Genomic DNA, 16542 nt, shown 5'->3' with positions numbered 1-16542 from the left:
CACCTGCTGGTGAATTACCCGCCAAAAGTGGCGGTATCGGCGCTGGTGAACAGCTTGAAAGGGGCATCCAGTCGGGTATTGAGAAAAGAGCGGCCAGATATAGCAGCCAAGTTCTACTACAAGGGGGCGTTGTGGTCGCCATCCTACTTTGCGTCAAGCTGCGGTGGGGCTCCGATAGAGATCATTCGCCAGTACATAGAGCAACAACAAACTCCCCATTAACCACGGAACGGCTACGCCGTTCACACCTTATATCCCCGCCATGAATGACGGGGCTTTACGGTGTTTATGGTAAACGACAATATTTTTGTCGCAGTCGGGTAATGAGGCGGATATGCACAATACAGAACAGCAGGTTTCAGAGATTAAATGGCACAGTGTTTCTGCCGAGGCGACGCTGGAAAATCTGCAAACCTCGACCTCGGGTTTGACTCCAACCAGTGCGGCAACACGCCTGGCGACTCATGGCCCCAACTGCCTGCCCCAGACTGCTCGCCGCAGCCCTTTGCTGCGCTTTATTCTGCATTTTCACAATATTCTGATTTATGTGCTGCTCGGTTGTGCCCTGATGACGGCGTTGCTCGGTCATTGGGTGGATACCGGCGTCATCCTGGCTGTGGTCATGGCCAACGCCGTTATCGGCTTCATTCAGGAAGGCAAGGCCGAGCAGGCCATGGACGCCATTCGCCACATGCTGGCCCCCCGTGCGAATGTCATTCGTGGTGGTGAACGGGCCACGGTTGACGGCGAGCAATTGGTGCCCGGCGACATAGTGTTGCTGGAGGCGGGTGACAAGGTGCCTGCCGATCTCAGACTGCTCACCGCACACGGCCTGTCGATACAAGAAGCGATATTAACCGGAGAATCTGTACCGGTGGAAAAACACATTCAACCGGTGGTGGAAGATTCGCCGCTGGGGGACCGCTTCTGCATGGCTTATTCCGGCACTCTTGTCACCAGCGGGCAGGGCAAGGGCGTGGTCGTGGCCACCGGGGGCGGTACGGAAATCGGGCGGATCAGCGGGCTGCTATCGCGAGTGGAGGCATTAACGACGCCACTGGTGGCGCAAATGGGGGTGTTTGCCAAATGGTTGACCATTTTCATTCTGGTTATCGCTGCCGTCTTGTTCGCCTTTGGATATTTTGTTGCACGTTACGATTTTACCGAGATGTTCATGGCGGTAGTGGGATTATCGGTGGCAGCCATTCCCGAGGGACTGCCCGCTGTATTGACCATTACTCTGGCAATCGGTGTGCAGGCCATGGCGCGGCGCAATGCCATTGTGCGACGCTTGCCAGCTATTGAAACCCTGGGGTCGGTGTCGGTTATCTGCACCGATAAGACAGGGACACTGACCCGTAATGAAATGATGGTGGCTTCGGTACTCACTCACCGGCACCTTTTTACCCTGGAAGGTGATGGCTATGAACCCAAGGGGGCGTTAAAGCAGGACGATGCCCATGTGTCGCCTGCAGAACACCTGGTGCTGGAAGAGCTCGCCCGTGCAGCAACACTGTGCAACGATGCTGCGCTACGTGAGCATGATGGTGTGTGGGGAGTGGAAGGCGACCCGATGGAAGGCGCCCTGCTGGCCTTCAGCGGAAAAATGGATATCAACACTCGCCAGGAACAGGCTACCTGGACGCGTACCCATGCCATCCCTTTTGATGCCAGGCACCGCTTCATGGCAACACTGAATCACGCCCGGGATGAGCATGCCTGTGTATTCGTCAAAGGCGCGCCGGAACGAATACTGGAGATGTGTGCGAATCAGCGTGGCGCCAATGGGGCAGAGGAGTCACTGGATGCGGCTTATTGGCACAGGCAGGCAGAATCGGTTGCATCCCTCGGCCAGCGGGTACTGGCATTCGCCGTTAAAACGGTGGCGCTGCAACACAGGGTGTTGGCACACGCGGATGTTGAGGGCTCGCTGACCCTGCTCGGTATGGTGGGAATGATAGACCCACCCCGGGCCGAGGCGATTGCCGCCGTGGCCGAATGTCATGATGCTGGCATTGGGGTAAAAATGATCACCGGTGATCACACCCAAACTGCCCTTGCTATCGGTAAGCAGATTGGTCTGCAAAACACCGAAAAAGTGCTGACCGGAAAAGATCTGGACGGACTGGATGAAACCGTACTGCGTCAAGCCGTGCTGGACTGTGATATTTTCGCCCGCACCAGCCCGGAACACAAATTGCGGCTGGTAATGGCGTTGCAATCGCACGGCATGACGGTGGCCATGACCGGCGACGGGGTTAATGATGCCCCGGCGCTTAAAAGGGCCGATGCGGGCATTGCCATGGGGCAAAAAGGCAGTGAAGCGGCCAAAGAGGCCGCAGATCTGGTGCTGACCGATGACAACTTTGCCTCCATAGTGGCTGCCGTACGCGAAGGCCGCACCGTGTACGACAACCTGAAGAAAGTCATCAGCTGGACGTTGCCGACCAATGCCGGTGAGGCAATGACGATAATCGTTGCCCTGCTTCTGGGCATGACGCTGCCGGTGACCCCGATTCAGATTCTTTGGATCAATCTGATTACCGCCATCACGCTCGGCATTGCGCTGGCCTTCGAGCCAACCGAGCAGAATACCATGCGCCGCCCACCGCGTGCTCGCCATGAGCCATTGCTAAACGGCGAGCTGGTCTGGCATATCGTTTTAGTGTCCATTCTGTTTCTCTGCGGCGTATTTGGTACCTATCATTACGCCATTGAGCGTGGTTATTCGGTGGAGCTGGCCCGCACCATGGCGCTGAATACGCTGGTTGTCATGGAGATTTTTCACTTGTTCTTCATCCGCAATATCTACAGCACGTCGCTGACCTGGCAGGCGGTGCGCGGTACTAACGTCGTATGGACTGTGGTGATCGCGATTACGGCGGCACAATTCGCCATTACCTATCTGCCGCCGCTGCAAGCGGTATTTGCTACCGAGTCCATTCCCTTCCTGGATGGCTTGCTGATCCTTGGCGTCGGTGTTGTTCTGTTTACGATCATTGAAATCGAGAAGCAGATGCGGCTTAGCTATCGACGGATGAGGCAAGTGTGATGCCAGATTTGAGTATTATTCACGCCTCCACCTTCTATGAACTGACGGCAGTGGTGGTACTGGCGGCGGTCATCGGTTTTGTTGGCGTGCTGCTGCGCCAGCCCATGATTGTCAGTTTCATTGCGGTGGGGGTGCTGGCGGGGCCATCCATGTTGAACATCGTCGAATCGCACGAGCATATCGAGTTGCTGGCAGAGTTGGGTATTGCCGTGCTGCTGTTTTTGGTTGGCTTGAAGCTTGACTTAAAGCTGATTCGTACCCTGGGGCCGGTCTCCCTCGCCACCGGACTGGGGCAGGTGGCCTTTACCTCGGCTATCGGTTATCTGATCGGCATTGCCCTGGGCCAGGATATGATCACTTCACTCTATGTTGCGGTGGCGTTGACCTTCTCCAGTACCATCATCATCGTCAAGCTGTTGTCTGACAAAAGGGAAGTCGATTCTCTGCACGGTCGTATTGCCGTAGGCTTTTTGATCGTACAGGATTTGGTGGTCGTGCTGGCCATGATGGTGTTATCTGCGTTCGGTATCGGGGCACAAACAGGCGCGGGAGACTCGGCGTTAGAGCATGTCGGCAGCGTGCTGATATACGGTCTGATCATGCTGGGCTTTGTGCTGCTGTTCATTCGCTACCTGGCAACCCCACTGGTCAGCCGGATCGCCCGTTCCCAGGAGTTGCTGATCACCTTTGCCATTGGCTGGGCGGCGCTGCTGGCCGCCATCGGCAGCCAGTTGGGTTTCAGCAAGGAACTGGGGGGCCTGCTGGCCGGCATATCCCTTGCCTCAACCCCCTTCAGAGAGGCGATAGTGGCGCGACTTGCTTCGTTGCGCGATTTCCTGTTGCTGTTTTTCTTTATTGCGCTGGGCTTACAGCTTGATCTCGGTCTGCTGGGTTCGCAGCTTGTCCCGGCATTGATATTTTCCGTGTTCGTACTGGTTGGCAATCCGCTGATCGTCATGGCGATTATGGGCACCATGGGCTACCGCAAGCGAACCGGTTTTTTGGCCGGATTGACAGTGGCCCAGATCAGCGAGTTTTCACTCATCTTCATGGCGATGGGCCTGAGTCTGGGACACGTTTCGGCAGAGTCTCTCGGTCTGGTCACCCTGGTGGGACTCATTACCATCGCCATGTCCGTGTACATGATTACCTATTCTCACCGTCTGTACAGTCAACTGGAGCCCTGGTTGAGCATCTTCGAGCGCAGAAAACCGTATCGGGAAGAAGCGCTGGAGGATCAGCGTGCCGAAAAACAACCCTACGATGTCATCCTCTTTGGTCTGGGGCGTTATGGTAAAGCGGTAGCCTACTATCTGCAAAAAGAGGGGTTCAGCCTGATGGCGGTTGACTTTAACCCTGATGAAGTGCGGCGCTGGCGCAACCAGGGTCACAGGGTGATGTACGGTGATGCGAGTGACGCCGTATTCGTCAGTGATCTGCTGCTTGATGGTGTCAAATGGGTTGTTGCTGCCATGCCGCAGCATGACCTTGGCGTGACTCATGAAGATCCGCGCTTGTCATTGATTGAGGGGTTGAAGCAGCAAGGTTATACCGGCGGTATCGCCGTCTGCGCCCAGCAGTTGGGTGACCATAACGTGCTGAAGGAGAAAGGAGCGACGCTGATCCTGTTGCCCTTTCACGACGCAGCCGAGCAGGCGGTTGCACGCATGAAAGCGGCATCGCCTGCCTCATGCCTTGATCCTGCAAAATCGTGAATGCCTTGGCGAACATCATGGGTCGTGAATGTCGTTTTGGTATCCTAATCCGTCAGTCCGCACCGGTTTGTGGTGTTGACTGACGAGTTCTTGTACGGCACTCCTTGGTTAACCGCGCTTCTGACGCGCCTGGCTGGGTGAAATGCCGAAAAAGTCCTTGAAGCAGTGGCTGAAGTGGGTGGAGCTGACAAAACCGCAGGCCACGGCGATGCCGGATATGCTGGTGCTGCTTTGCAGCAGCAGGCGGCGGGCGTGGGTGATGCGCAGCTCCAGATAGTAACGGGAGGGGGTGGTCTCGAGGTGGCTCTGGAACAGCCGCTCTATGCGACGGCGCGACAGGCCCACGTAGTCGGCCAGCTCCTCGATGCCGAGCGGCTCTTCGATGTTGCTGTTCATCAGCCGCAGCAGGGTGCGCAGGGCGTCGGGCATGGTCGGGTCGTTTTCGGCCAGGGAGAGCGGGGTATCGCCGTCGTCGACGATGCGGTCGCTGCTGAGTATTTCGTTGATGGCGCGCACCGTTTCCCGACCGTGCAGCCGTTCGACCAATGCCAGCATCATCTCCAGCGCACTGTTGGGGCCGGCGCTGGTCAGTATGCGCGCTTCCACCACCATGGGCTGGGGCGACACCTGTACCCGGGGGAAACCTTCCTGCACCACGGCATGGTTGTCCGGGTGCAGGGCGCAGGCAAGCCCGTCGAGCACACCGGCGTGGGCCAGGGCCACGGCGCCGTTCCACAGGCCGCCCAGCACCTTTTGTCGCTTGGCCGCCGCCTTGAGCACCCGGCTCAGCGGCGGGTGTTCGCTCAGGCTGCAGCGAAAGCCGCCGCACACAATCAGCACATCCAGGGCGTCCTCGCCTTCCAGCGTCAGCTCGTCCAGGGTGGCGTTGGCCGAAATATCGATGGCCAGATCACTGCGCACCGTCTTGGCGTCAAGGCCGAAGATGGTAAAGCCGAACAGCGGCGTGGCCTGCACCAGGTTGGCGGTGACCAGGGCGTCTACCGCCGCGGTAAAGGCCATCATCGAAAAGTGGGGCTGCAGTACAAAGCCGACCCTTATCGGCGCTGCACCGCTTTGGCGCGCCGGCAGAAAGGCGCTGTTGGTGTCGCGCAGGCGATGACTGAAATAACGTTTTTCACTGATTTGGGACATGGTGTTTTTATGATGGATCCGGGGTGAAGGGAGCGTTTCCAGGATGTTATCGCTTAGGGCTCCATAGTACCCCGCCAGGCCGGGCTTTGCACCTGTACCGCCTTGTCGAGCCCGGTCTGGCTCCGGTTTTCCCCCGATTTGCCCCCCTGTTGTGACGGGCGATGATCACAATGTTGATTTTATGTAACGCTTTGTCGCAAATACACAACTTTAGGCCGCAGCCAGTCACCCCTGCCATGGTACCCCCCAGTAGTATCTCATTAACGCAAGGCCTGGGTGTTTATTCCCCTCGCCACGCAACCAGGGATACATCAGGCACCGGGAACCAGCCCGGGCCGCGCAAGGAGGTCACAAGATGTTCAGCAAAGACACCCGCATTCAGGATATAGACCCGGCACTGTGGGCCGCCATGGAAGAAGAGGCCGCTCGTCAGGAACAACATATCGAGCTGATTGCCTCGGAAAACTACACCAGCCCGGCCGTTATGGAAGCCCAGGGGTCGGTACTGACCAACAAATATGCGGAAGGCTACCCGGGCAAGCGCTATTACGGCGGTTGCGAAGCGGTAGACAAGGTTGAAGTGCTGGCCATCGAGCGCGCCAAGGAACTGTTTGGCGCAGACTATGCCAACGTGCAGCCCCATTCCGGCTCTCAGGCCAATGCCGCCGTTTACATGGCGCTGTGCGCCCCCGGCGATACCGTGCTGGGCATGAGCCTGGCCCACGGTGGCCACCTGACGCACGGCGCCAAGGTCAGCTTTTCCGGCAAAATATACCAGGCGGTGCAGTACGGCCTGAACGAGGCCACCGGTGAGGTGGACTACGACCAGGTTGAAGCGCTCGCAGTAGAGCACAAGCCGAAGATGATCGTCGCCGGTTTCTCCGCCTACTCCAAGGTGCTGGACTGGGCCCGTTTCCGCGCCATCGCCGACAAGGTAGGCGCCTATCTGTTCGTGGACATGGCCCATGTGGCCGGTCTGGTCGCCGCCGGCCAGTACCCCAACCCGGTCCCTCATGCCCATGTGGTCACCACCACCACGCACAAGACACTGCGCGGCCCCCGCGGCGGCCTGATCCTGGCCAAAGGCAATCCGGATCTGGAGAAAAAACTCAACGCCGCCGTGTTCCCCGGTGGTCAGGGTGGCCCGCAGATGCACGCCATCGCCGGCAAGGCGGTGGCCTTTGCCGAAGCGCTGAAGCCGGAATTTACCGCGTATCAGAAAGCCGTGGTGGAAAACGCCCGCGCCATGGTGGCGGTGTTTCAGAGCCGCGGTTTCGATGTGGTATCCAACGGCACCGACAACCACCTGTTCCTGCTCGACCTGTCCGCCAAGGGTATTACCGGCAAGGATGCGGATCGGGTACTGGGTGAGGCCCACATTACCGTGAACAAGAACGCCGTACCCAACGACCCCCAGTCGCCCTTCGTGACCTCGGGCCTGCGTATCGGCACCCCGGCGGTCACCACCCGCGGCTTCAAGGTAGAGCACTGCCGCCAGCTGGCCGGCTGGATCTGCGACATTCTGGAGCATATGGACGACCCGGAAGTGATTGTGTCGGTCAGGGACCAGGTCGCCAGCCTGTGCAGCTACTTCCCGGTATATCGCTAACTTATTGATTAAAGGCAGGTTGCTCCGTGGCCTGACAGCCGATTGGAGCAGTCCTCTAAGCCGACCGTGACATGCCAGGGATGGCATGTCCGAGCCCCCAGGGAGGGGTTTACGGCGAGTCGGCGTGAGGATGCTTCAATCGGCGCACGCACCGGCTACAGAATTCAAACTGACAGGTGAGACTATGAAAAAATATTCAGGATTCGGGCTCCTCAAGCATGCCCTGACCCACCACGAAAACTGGCAGCGCGTGTGGCACAACCCCACGCCCAAGCCGGAAGGTTACGACGTTATCATCGTCGGCGGCGGCGGCCACGGTCTGGCCACGGCCTACTACCTGGCCAAGGAACACGGCATCACCAACGTGGCGGTCATCGAAAAGGGTTACCTGGGTGGCGGCAACACCGCCCGTAACACCACTATCGTGCGTTCCAACTACCTGTGGGATGAAGCCGCTCACCTGTATGAGCATTCCATGAAACTGTGGGAAGGCCTGGCGCAGGATCTGAACTACAACCTGATGTTCAGCCAGCGCGGCGTGCTCAACCTGGGGCACACCCTGCAGGACATGCGCGACATAGAGCGCCGGGTTAACGCCAACCGCCTGAACGGCATCGACGGCGAAGTGCTCAACGCCAAGCAGGTGCAGGATCTGGTGCCGATTCTGGACTGTTCCACCAGTGCCCGTTATCCGGTGCTGGGTGCCTCCTGGCAACCGCGCGGCGGCACCGCCCGTCACGACGCCGTGGCCTGGGGCTTTGCCCGCGCCGCCGACGCCCTGGGGGTACACCTGATCCAGCAGACCGAAGTGACCGGCATCCGTCGCGAAAACGGCGCCGTCACCGGGGTGGAAACCAACCGTGGCTTTATCTCCGCGCCCAAGGTGGCCTGTGTCACCGCCGGTAACTCGGGTGTCATGGCCAACATGGTCGGCATGAAGCTGCCGCTGGAGTCCCATCCGCTGCAGGCCATGGTATCCGAGCCGGTCAAGCCGATCCTCGACACCGTGGTCATGTCCAACCACGTACACGGTTATATCTCCCAGTCCGACAAGGGTGACCTGGTCATCGGCGCCGGTATCGACAGCTACCTGGGTTACGGTCAGCGCGGTTCCTTCCCGGTGGTGGAAGAAACCATGGCGGCCATTGTGGAAATGTTCCCCATTTTCAGCCGGGTTCGCCTCAACCGTACCTGGGGCGGCATCGTCGACACCTGTCCGGATGCCTGTCCGATTATTTCCAAGACCCACATCAAGGGCCTGTATTTCAACTGCGGCTGGGGCACCGGCGGCTTCAAGGCCACCCCGGGCTCGGGCAACGTATTCGCCCACACCATTGCCAAGGATGACCCTCATCCCCTGGCCAAACCCTTCAATGTCGACCGCTTTACCAGCGGCCACCTGATTGACGAGCACGGCGCTGCCGGCGTAGCCCACTGAGGAGATAGAGATGCTGAATATTTATTGTCCGCATTGCGGCGAACACCGGGAAGAAGACGAATTTCACTACGGCGGCGAGGCACACATTGCCCGCCCGGCGGATCCGAACGCGCTCAGCGACGCAGAATGGGCCCAGTACCTGTTCATGCGCAAGAACCCGCGCGGTCTGCATCACGAAATGTGGTATCACGCCGCCGGCTGTCGCAAGTTCTTCAATGCGACCCGGCACACAGTGACCTATGAAATTCAGGAAACCTACAAGGTGGGCGAGCAGCCCCGGCAAGGAGGCCAGTCATGAGCCAGCAATATCGTCTTCAGGGCAAGGGTCGGGTAGACCACAGCAAACCGCTCAACTTTATTTTTAACGGCAAGACCTATCAGGGTCTGTCTGGCGACACCATCGCCTCGGCACTGCTGGCCAACGGGGTCGACGTGGTCGGCCGTTCGTTCAAGTATTCCCGTCCGCGCGGCATCATGGCCGCCGGTGCCGAAGAGCCGAACTGCATCCTGCAGGTGGGCAGCTCCGAAGCCACCATGATCCCCAATATTCGCGGCACCCAGGGCGAGCTGTATGACGGCCTCACCGCCGCCAGCACCAACGGCTGGCCGAATGTGGACAAGGACATCATGGGCGTGATGGGCAAGCTCGGCGGCAGCATGATGCCCCCCGGCTTCTACTACAAGACCTTCATGTATCCCCAGTCCATGTGGCCCAAGTACGAACATCTGATCCGCAAGGCCGCCGGCCTGGGCCGGGTGCCGAAAGAGAAGGATCCGGATACCTACGACAAGCTCAATCATCACTGTGACGTACTGGTGGTGGGCGGTGGCGCGGCCGGCCTGGCGGCGGCACTGGCGGCGGGTCGCCGTGGCGCCCGGGTGATACTGGTGGACGAACAGAACGAATTCGGCGGCCATCTGCTGCACAGCACCCAGCCCATCAATGGCCAGGCGCCGACCCAGTGGGTGGCGGACGCGGTAAAAGAGCTGCAGGGCCTGCCCGACGTGACCCTGCTGCCCCGCAGCACCGCCGCCGGCTATTACGATCAGAACTTTCTTACCGTACTGGAGCGCCGTACCGATCACCAGGGCGAGCGCGTATCCGGCAAGACCCGTCAGCGTCTGCACCGCATCCGTGCCAAGCGCGTGGTGCTGGCGACCGGTGCGCACGAACGCCCGCTGGTGTTCGGCAACAACGACCTGCCCGGCTGCCTGGTGGCCAGTGCACTCTCTACCTACGTCAACCGTTATGGCGTGGCCCCGGGCAACAACCTGGTGCTGATGACCTGTAACGATTACGGCTATCAGGCCGCGCTGGACTGGCTGGACGCCGGCCGCAAGATAAGCGCTGTGGTCGACAGCCGTCATCGTCCCTCGGGGGCCCGTTATCAGGCGCTGAAGGCGCGCGGCGTCAAGATGTATACCGGCCATGGCCTGATTGAAGCGGTTGGCAAGAAGCGAGTAACCGGCGCCAAGGTGGCGGCGCTGTCCAGCGACGGCAGCCAGGTCACCGGTGCAGTTGAGACGCTTTCCTGTGACATCATCGCCAGCTCCGGTGGCTGGAGCCCGGTGGTGCATCTGACCGCGCATACCGGCTCGCGTCCGGTGTGGAGTGACGAGCTCAACGGCTTTGTACCCGGCGAGTCGGTACAAAAGCAGCTGCTGGCCGGCGGCATTCAGGGCACCTATGCGCTGTCCAGGGTGCTGGCCGAGGGCCTGACCGCAGGTCGTGCGGCCGCCGATGCCACCGGTTACGGTGACATTTCCGCCCAGGTCAAGGATGCCGCGCTCAAGACCGAAGATCCGCAGGAAGATGCGGCTCAGGCCCTGTTCCTGGTGCCGCACAACAAGCCGGTGAGCCGTGCGCCCAAGCAGTTTGTGGATTACCAGAACGACGTCACCGCCGCCGGTATCGAGCTGGCCGTGCGCGAGGGGTTCGAGTCCATCGAGCACATCAAGCGCTACACCGCCATGGGCTTTGGTACCGATCAGGGCAAGCTGGGCAACATCAACGGCATGGCGATTGCCGCCCGGGCCATGGGCAAGACCATTGCCGAAACCGGCACTACCGTGTTCCGTCCCAACTACACGCCGGTTACGTTTGGCGCCTTTGCCGGACGCAATGCGCACCACCTGTTCGACCCGGCACGTTTTACCGCCATGCATGCCTGGCATGTGAAGAGCGGCGCCGAGTTTGAAGATGTGGGCCAGTGGAAGCGCCCCTGGTTCTTCCCCAAGAACGGTGAAGACATGCATCAGGCGGTTAACCGCGAATGTCAGGCGGTACGCAACAGCGTGGGCATTCTGGATGCCTCTACCCTGGGTAAAATCGACATTCAGGGTGCCGATGCCCGCGAGTTTCTGGCGCGCATCTACACCAACGCCTGGGCCAAGCTGAGCCCCGGTAACTGCCGCTACGGCCTCATGTGTAAAGAAGACGGCATGGTGTTTGACGATGGTGTCACCGCCTGCATCAACGACAACCACTTTGTTATGACCACCACCACGGGTGGCGCCGCCGGCGTACTGCAGTGGCTGGAGCTGTGGCACCAGACCGAATGGCCGGAGCTGGAGGTGTATTTCTCCTCGGTCACCGATCACTGGTCCACCATGACGGTCACCGGCCCCAACAGCCGCAAGGTGCTGGAAAAGATCTGTGAAGATGTGGACCTGTCTGCAGAAGCCTTCCCCTTCATGGGCTGGCGCGATGCGACCGTCGCGGGTGTGAAGGCGCGGATCTTCCGCATCTCCTTCACCGGCGAGCTGAGCTTCGAGATCAACGTACAGGCGAACTATGGTCTGCATACGTGGGAAGCGGTGATGGAAGCGGGTGCCGAGTTCAACATTACGCCGTACGGCACCGAAACCATGCACGTGCTGCGGGCAGAGAAGGGCTTCATCATCGTCGGCCAGGACACCGATGGTTCCGTGACCCCCTTCGATCTGGGCATGGACTGGTGTGTGGGCAAGACCAAGCCGTTCCCCTTCATCGGCCAGCGTTCCTGGAGTCGTTCCGACACGGCACGCACCGATCGCAAGCAGCTGGTGGGCCTGAAGTGCAAGGAGCCGAAGACCGTGATTCCGGAAGGCGCGCAAATCGTGCTGGACCCGAACCATCCGGTACCGGTACCCATGGTCGGTCATGTGTCGTCCAGCTACTACAGTGCCAACCTGGGCCACAACATCGCCATGGGCGTGGTGAAAGGCGGCCTGAGCCGCATGGGCGAAACCGTGTACTGCCCGCTGGCCGATGGCCGGGTGCTGGAAGCCGAAATTACCAGCCCGATTTTCTATGATCCCAAAGGAGAGCGTCAGCATGTCTAACATCACCGCTAAACTGGCCGAAACAGCAACCGAGGTGCGGGTGGAATCCCCGCTGTATCACGCCAATCTGCCCGAGCTGGCCAAAAAAGAACAACAGGGCGAAGTGGTGTTGCGCGAGAAGGCACTGCTGGGCCACCTGGTGTTGCGCGGCAACGTGAACAACGAACTGTTCGCCAAAACCGTAGAGAAGGTACTGGGTGTGGCGCTGCCTACCACTGCGTGCAGCTCGGTCGACAGTGGTCAGGTGCTGGTGCAGTGGCTGGCGCCGGACGAGTGGCTGATCATCACCGAAAGTGGTCGGGAAGGGCAGCTGGAAGCCCGGCTGCGCGAGCAGCTTACCGGTCACTATTCTCTGGTGGATGTCAGCGGCGGCCAGACGGTACTGGCGCTGTCCGGTCCCAAGGCCGAGCTGGTGATTCGCAAATCTTGTCATTATGATGTGCACATCTCCAACCTGCCGACCGGCAAGTGCGTGGGCACCACCTTCGCCAAGAGCGCCGTGCTGCTGCGCCGCACCGGTGCGGACAGCTTCGAGATGGTGATCCGCCGCAGCTTCTCGGACTACCTGTGGATGTGGCTGCAGGACGCCAGCCGCGAATACGGCCTGGTGATCGAGAAGTAGGCAAACCGAGCGGCGTCATCATGTGTCACCCCCGCGAAGGCGGGGGTCCATGAGCCGAGTATCACCCGGTTGGTCACCCTCGCGAAGGTGGGGGTCCATGAGCCGAGTATTACCCGGTTGGTCACCCTCGCGAAGGCGGGGGTTCATGAAGACCGATAATAAGTTAGTACGGCGAATATTCAGCAGGAGGCTGTCGCATGACACAACACGATACTCTGATCCTGACCGCCAGCTGCGCCAGCAAGCTGGGCACAGTGGATGCGGTGACCGGTTACCTGCGTGAGCAGCGCTGCTACGTGGCGGATATGCAGACCTTTGATGACGCCCGTGCCGGCCACTTTTTCATTCGCGCCGAGTTTCGCAAGCCCGAGAGCGGAGACTTTGACGAGACGGCGTTTCGTGATGGCTTTGCCCCCCGGGCCGCCGAGTTCGGCATGCAGTGGGAGCTGACCGAGCGCAGCCGCAAGCCCAATGTGGTGATCATGGTGTCCAAGTTCGATCACTGCCTCAACGACCTGCTGTATCGCTACCGCACCGGTCAGCTGGCCATCGAGATTCCGGCGATTATTTCCAATCACCCGGATCTGCAGCGGCTGGCCGACTGGCACCATATTCCCTATTACCATCTGCCGGTGACTGCCGAGACCAAGGCCGAACAAGAGGCCAAGATCTGGCATATAGTGCAGGAATCACAGGCGGATCTGGTGGTGCTGGCGCGCTACATGCAGGTGCTGAGCCCCCAGCTGTGCAATCAGCTGGCGGGCTGGGCCATCAATATTCACCACTCGCTGCTGCCCGGTTTCAAGGGCGCCCAGCCCTATCACCAGGCCTATGCCAAGGGGGTGAAGCTGGTGGGAGCCACGGCCCATTACATCAACAACGAGCTGGATGAAGGCCCCATTATTACCCAGGGCATTCAGACGGTGGATCACAGTCATTATCCGGAAGATCTGGTGGCCAAGGGGCGCGATGTCGAGTGCATCACCCTGGCCAAAGCCATTCAGTATCACATCGAAAAACGGGTGTTCATGTACCAGGGCAAGACGGTGGTACTGGGCAGTTAACCCCCGTTCGATGTATTCCCGGCAGGGGGCATGCCGCCGCCGCGGTGCGTCCCCTGCATAGCAAACAGGCTTGTTCGATGAGTCTGTTCACGTAAAAAGAAAGTCATGACAAGGAGATATCATGTCTAACAAGATCACGGTTCTGCGCGATACCCAGCCCGAAGTGTTACTGGATGCCACCCAGTGGGAAAAGCTGTCCGGCGACCCGCACACCGTTAACCTGAACGCTTACCAGTCGGACGACGGCAGCAAGCTGATGGGTACCTGGATCTGTACTCCCGGCAAGTGGGCGGTCAACTACACCAAGTGGGAATATTGCGACTTCCGTGAAGGTTACTGCATTCTCACCCCCGAAGGCGGTGAGCCCATTCACCTGAAAGCCGGCGACATCTTCGTGGTCGAGCCCGGCTTCCAGGGCACCTGGGAAGTCGTGGAAACCGTGCGCAAGTACTTCGTGTTTGCCTAACAGGGCATAGCACCGGTTATTTCACGGCCTGCATTGCGCAGGCCGTTTTTGTTTACCCCCAAAAAACCAAATCATCGCCCCTGTAGTAGCTGCTTTAGCTGCTAAATCCTGCGACGCAGGATCGGGGCCCTCGGATTCAAGGTAATACTTCCGTGCTCAATCGGTGCTCATTACCCATCATCCGCTCTGCTTTTGTGAGAGCTATGCTGAAAACAGCGGCATGGCCCGGCAGGAGGATGCATGAATCGCCGATGGATAAAAATACTGGCTCTGTTGATGACCCTGGTACCCGTAATGGGACAGGCGGCGCCTGTTCGGGCCCGGCTCGACGACAATGGCCTGCAGCGGGTGAAAATCGTGGCTGGCAGCTATTTTTTTCAGCCCGATCATATCATCGTCAAGGTCGGCGTTCCTGTGGTGCTGGAGGTAGATACAGAGGCGGGAATCATACCCCACAGCCTGGTGATCTGGTCTCCACGCATGGGGATAGACGTGAACGAAAGGCTGGCTACCACCAGCATTATCCGTTTTACTCCCCGGGCTACGGGTCAGGTTCCCTTCTACTGCGAGGAAAAGCTCATATTCTTTCGCAGCCATCAGGATCGTGGCATGACAGGCGTGCTGCAAGTGGTGGAGTGAATGATAGGGGCTGACTCCACGGCACGAACGACAGGATCAAATAATCGACACACCTTCAATTTCCATGACCGAGCTGGCATCGGCCCGATCGATGATTTTAATCAAGGCGGATTGAATCACCTCGTTTTCCCTGACATCCGTTTCACTGGCAAACCGTTCTTCCTGAACCTGTGCGCCTTCTTCCAGGGTAAACCGAATAGCGACTTCCGTTGCACAATCGGCACTTTTACCAAAGTACTCCAGGGTAATCTGCGGATAGCCTTTAAAGCCCTTCTTGACCTGTTTTGCGATTCGTTTTTTAGCTTTATCTACATGCATACAAAATCCTTGTAAGTGCTGACACCAAAATGAACCGTTAAGCCCGAGAGCGTTGCTGAGCATGCCGCTCCCGGTGAGCGGCATACCCTCTGTATTTGTTCATTGAACGCCAACCACCGGCCGAAGGCAAGGACTGGCGATCGAGCAGGTTCGATCCATCACCTTGCTGTCTTGCTGTAGCTGCCACTTCAGTCGGCAGAGCGGGCCTGTTGTCCTCTATGCCTGCTGATCTCCCGCCCTTCTGCCCTTGCTATGCTGAAAACAGGATGCGGAGCGGGGAGAAGGGCGGATGAGCGGATTATGGTTGCTGATGGCGTTAACGCTGACGAGTCCTGCACCGCTGCAAGAGGCACTGGAAAGGTTCGAACGGCTCGATGGCTACCGGCTAAAGCTGCGCAGCGAGGGGCCGGGCGGCAACCTGCAACTGCGTTATGCCTATCGCAAACCCGGTTGGGTGCGCATGGATGTGCTGTCCCCCCATGCGGGAGCCGTGCTGATTTACCGGCCCGACAGCAACCGGGTCCGGCTTTGGCCCTTCGGCCTGAGCTGGCCCTCGGTCAGCCTGCGGCCCGGGCATTCACTGGTGGTTAGCCCCCGTGGTCACCGGGTAGACAAGTCCGATGTGGGGGTGCTGTTGCGCCGGGTGTTACAGCTACAGCAAGCGGGCGATCTGGCGCTGCAGCAGCCGGCCAACTACCGTGACCGGCCTGTGTGGCATCTGGTCATCAATGGGCCGGCCGGGCCGAATGAAGTGGGGCGTTACGAGCTGTGGCTCGATCGGGAGTTGTGGTTTCCGCTCAAGGTCGTCAGCAGCGATAGCCGGGGCAACCGGCTGGAAACCGTCTGGCTGGAGCAGATTGAGCTCGAGCCCGTCTTTCCCGACAACTTATTTTCTCCCTGAGTAATACCAATCACACTAAAGGAGTGATCAATGTCTGATAACAATGCCGTGTTTTAAGCACGGTCATACCGGGCCTGCCCCGGTATCTTCCTGCAGAGAGATCCTGACTTTCGTCAGGATGACGGCCTGAGCATATGATTAATCCGGTTGGCTATGTATGAGTTAACTGTGTCTACACTGTATTTATATACAGAAATATGGTGGGCCAGATTATGGAATGGTCTTATAAGGAGCTAGAGCTA

General features: G+C 59.1%; 14 protein-coding genes. 12 read left to right on the top strand and 2 right to left on the bottom strand.

Features of this window, described 5'->3' with window-relative positions:
* The 3 genes from tnpA to HNR62_RS15610 all read left to right on the top strand — a co-directional run.
* A partial coding sequence (gene tnpA / locus HNR62_RS15620) for an IS200/IS605 family transposase (protein ID WP_204797007.1) occupies positions 1-222 on the top strand: 222 nt, incomplete at its 5' end.
* A 112-nt stretch (positions 223-334) separates the two neighbouring features.
* Positions 335-3052, top strand: coding sequence for a cation-transporting P-type ATPase (locus tag HNR62_RS15615; RefSeq protein WP_204797006.1), 2718 nt, complete (start codon positions 335-337; stop codon positions 3050-3052).
* On the top strand, positions 3052-4767 hold the full coding sequence (locus HNR62_RS15610) for a cation:proton antiporter (protein ID WP_204797005.1): 1716 nt from the start codon (positions 3052-3054) through the stop codon (positions 4765-4767). The genes HNR62_RS15615 and HNR62_RS15610 overlap by 1 nt, the downstream gene beginning before the upstream one ends.
* A 108-nt stretch (positions 4768-4875) precedes the next feature.
* Here the strand turns inward: HNR62_RS15610 and HNR62_RS15605 are convergent, their stop codons facing one another.
* Complete coding sequence (locus HNR62_RS15605; RefSeq protein ID WP_204797004.1) at positions 4876-5919, bottom strand: GlxA family transcriptional regulator; 1044 nt, start codon at positions 5917-5919, stop codon at positions 4876-4878.
* Positions 5920-6274: 355 nt separating this feature from the next.
* On the opposite strand from HNR62_RS15605, the gene glyA reads away from it, so the two are divergent.
* The 8 genes from glyA to HNR62_RS15565 all read left to right on the top strand — a co-directional run bounded on the left by glyA (position 6275) and on the right by HNR62_RS15565 (position 15081).
* A complete protein-coding gene (gene glyA / locus HNR62_RS15600) occupies positions 6275-7528 on the top strand; it encodes a serine hydroxymethyltransferase (protein ID WP_204797003.1) in 1254 nt (417 codons plus the stop codon).
* Between the two features lie 184 nt (positions 7529-7712).
* Positions 7713-8966, top strand: coding sequence for a sarcosine oxidase subunit beta family protein (locus tag HNR62_RS15595; protein ID WP_204797002.1), 1254 nt, complete (start codon positions 7713-7715; stop codon positions 8964-8966).
* 10 nt (positions 8967-8976) lie between these two features.
* Complete coding sequence (locus HNR62_RS15590; protein ID WP_204797001.1) at positions 8977-9264, top strand: sarcosine oxidase subunit delta; 288 nt, start codon at positions 8977-8979, stop codon at positions 9262-9264.
* On the top strand, positions 9261-12290 hold the full coding sequence (locus HNR62_RS15585; protein ID WP_204797000.1) for a sarcosine oxidase subunit alpha family protein: 3030 nt from the start codon (positions 9261-9263) through the stop codon (positions 12288-12290). Before HNR62_RS15590 ends, HNR62_RS15585 begins: the two co-directional genes overlap by 4 nt.
* Positions 12283-12912, top strand: coding sequence for a sarcosine oxidase subunit gamma (locus HNR62_RS15580; protein WP_204796999.1), 630 nt, complete (start codon positions 12283-12285; stop codon positions 12910-12912). Before HNR62_RS15585 ends, HNR62_RS15580 begins: the two co-directional genes overlap by 8 nt.
* Before the next feature lie 197 nt (positions 12913-13109).
* A complete protein-coding gene (purU, locus tag HNR62_RS15575) occupies positions 13110-13976 on the top strand; it encodes a formyltetrahydrofolate deformylase (protein WP_204796998.1) in 867 nt (288 codons plus the stop codon).
* Positions 13977-14097: 121 nt separating this feature from the next.
* Positions 14098-14442 carry a cupin domain-containing protein gene (locus HNR62_RS15570; protein WP_204796997.1) on the top strand — a complete coding sequence of 115 codons (345 nt, stop codon included), beginning with the start codon at positions 14098-14100 and terminating at the stop codon, positions 14440-14442.
* A 240-nt stretch (positions 14443-14682) separates the two neighbouring features.
* On the top strand, positions 14683-15081 hold the full coding sequence (locus HNR62_RS15565; RefSeq protein ID WP_204796996.1) for a cupredoxin domain-containing protein: 399 nt from the start codon (positions 14683-14685) through the stop codon (positions 15079-15081).
* Between the two features lie 36 nt (positions 15082-15117).
* Here the strand turns inward: HNR62_RS15565 and HNR62_RS15560 are convergent, their stop codons facing one another.
* Positions 15118-15399 (bottom strand): hypothetical protein, encoded by a 282-nt coding sequence (locus tag HNR62_RS15560; RefSeq protein ID WP_204796995.1) that lies wholly within the window; start codon positions 15397-15399, stop codon positions 15118-15120.
* A 289-nt stretch (positions 15400-15688) separates the two neighbouring features.
* On the opposite strand from HNR62_RS15560, the gene HNR62_RS15555 reads away from it, so the two are divergent.
* The gene (locus tag HNR62_RS15555; RefSeq protein WP_204796994.1) at positions 15689-16300 is read left to right on the top strand and encodes a LolA family protein; all 612 of its coding nucleotides are present in this window, start codon (positions 15689-15691) and stop codon (positions 16298-16300) included.
* Positions 16301-16542: the final 242 nt, after the last annotated feature.

The sequence above is a fragment of the Oceanisphaera litoralis genome (genome assembly GCF_016907015.1).
GTDB classification, from domain to species: domain Bacteria; phylum Pseudomonadota; class Gammaproteobacteria; order Enterobacterales; family Aeromonadaceae; genus Oceanimonas; species Oceanimonas litoralis.
The sequence above is the reverse complement of the archived record's forward strand: the minus strand, read 5'-3'. Positions and strand labels throughout refer to the sequence as shown.

What these genes read in the sequence shown, in the direction of transcription:
- glyA (WP_204797003.1), top strand. Translation starts at nt 6,275, where the DNA reads ATGTTCAGCAAAGACACCCGCATTCAGGATATAGACCCGGCACTGTGG.
- HNR62_RS15585 (WP_204797000.1), top strand. Translation starts at nt 9,261, where the DNA reads ATGAGCCAGCAATATCGTCTTCAGGGCAAGGGTCGGGTAGACCACAGC.
- HNR62_RS15560 (WP_204796995.1), bottom strand. Translation starts at nt 15,399, where the DNA reads ATGCATGTAGATAAAGCTAAAAAACGAATCGCAAAACAGGTCAAGAAG.
- HNR62_RS15565 (WP_204796996.1), top strand. Translation starts at nt 14,683, where the DNA reads ATGAATCGCCGATGGATAAAAATACTGGCTCTGTTGATGACCCTGGTA.
- HNR62_RS15610 (WP_204797005.1), top strand. Translation starts at nt 3,052, where the DNA reads ATGCCAGATTTGAGTATTATTCACGCCTCCACCTTCTATGAACTGACG.
- HNR62_RS15595 (WP_204797002.1), top strand. Translation starts at nt 7,713, where the DNA reads ATGAAAAAATATTCAGGATTCGGGCTCCTCAAGCATGCCCTGACCCAC.
- HNR62_RS15555 (WP_204796994.1), top strand. Translation starts at nt 15,689, where the DNA reads ATGAGCGGATTATGGTTGCTGATGGCGTTAACGCTGACGAGTCCTGCA.
- HNR62_RS15615 (WP_204797006.1), top strand. Translation starts at nt 335, where the DNA reads ATGCACAATACAGAACAGCAGGTTTCAGAGATTAAATGGCACAGTGTT.
- HNR62_RS15590 (WP_204797001.1), top strand. Translation starts at nt 8,977, where the DNA reads ATGCTGAATATTTATTGTCCGCATTGCGGCGAACACCGGGAAGAAGAC.
- HNR62_RS15570 (WP_204796997.1), top strand. Translation starts at nt 14,098, where the DNA reads ATGTCTAACAAGATCACGGTTCTGCGCGATACCCAGCCCGAAGTGTTA.
- HNR62_RS15605 (WP_204797004.1), bottom strand. Translation starts at nt 5,919, where the DNA reads ATGTCCCAAATCAGTGAAAAACGTTATTTCAGTCATCGCCTGCGCGAC.
- purU (WP_204796998.1), top strand. Translation starts at nt 13,110, where the DNA reads ATGACACAACACGATACTCTGATCCTGACCGCCAGCTGCGCCAGCAAG.
- HNR62_RS15580 (WP_204796999.1), top strand. Translation starts at nt 12,283, where the DNA reads ATGTCTAACATCACCGCTAAACTGGCCGAAACAGCAACCGAGGTGCGG.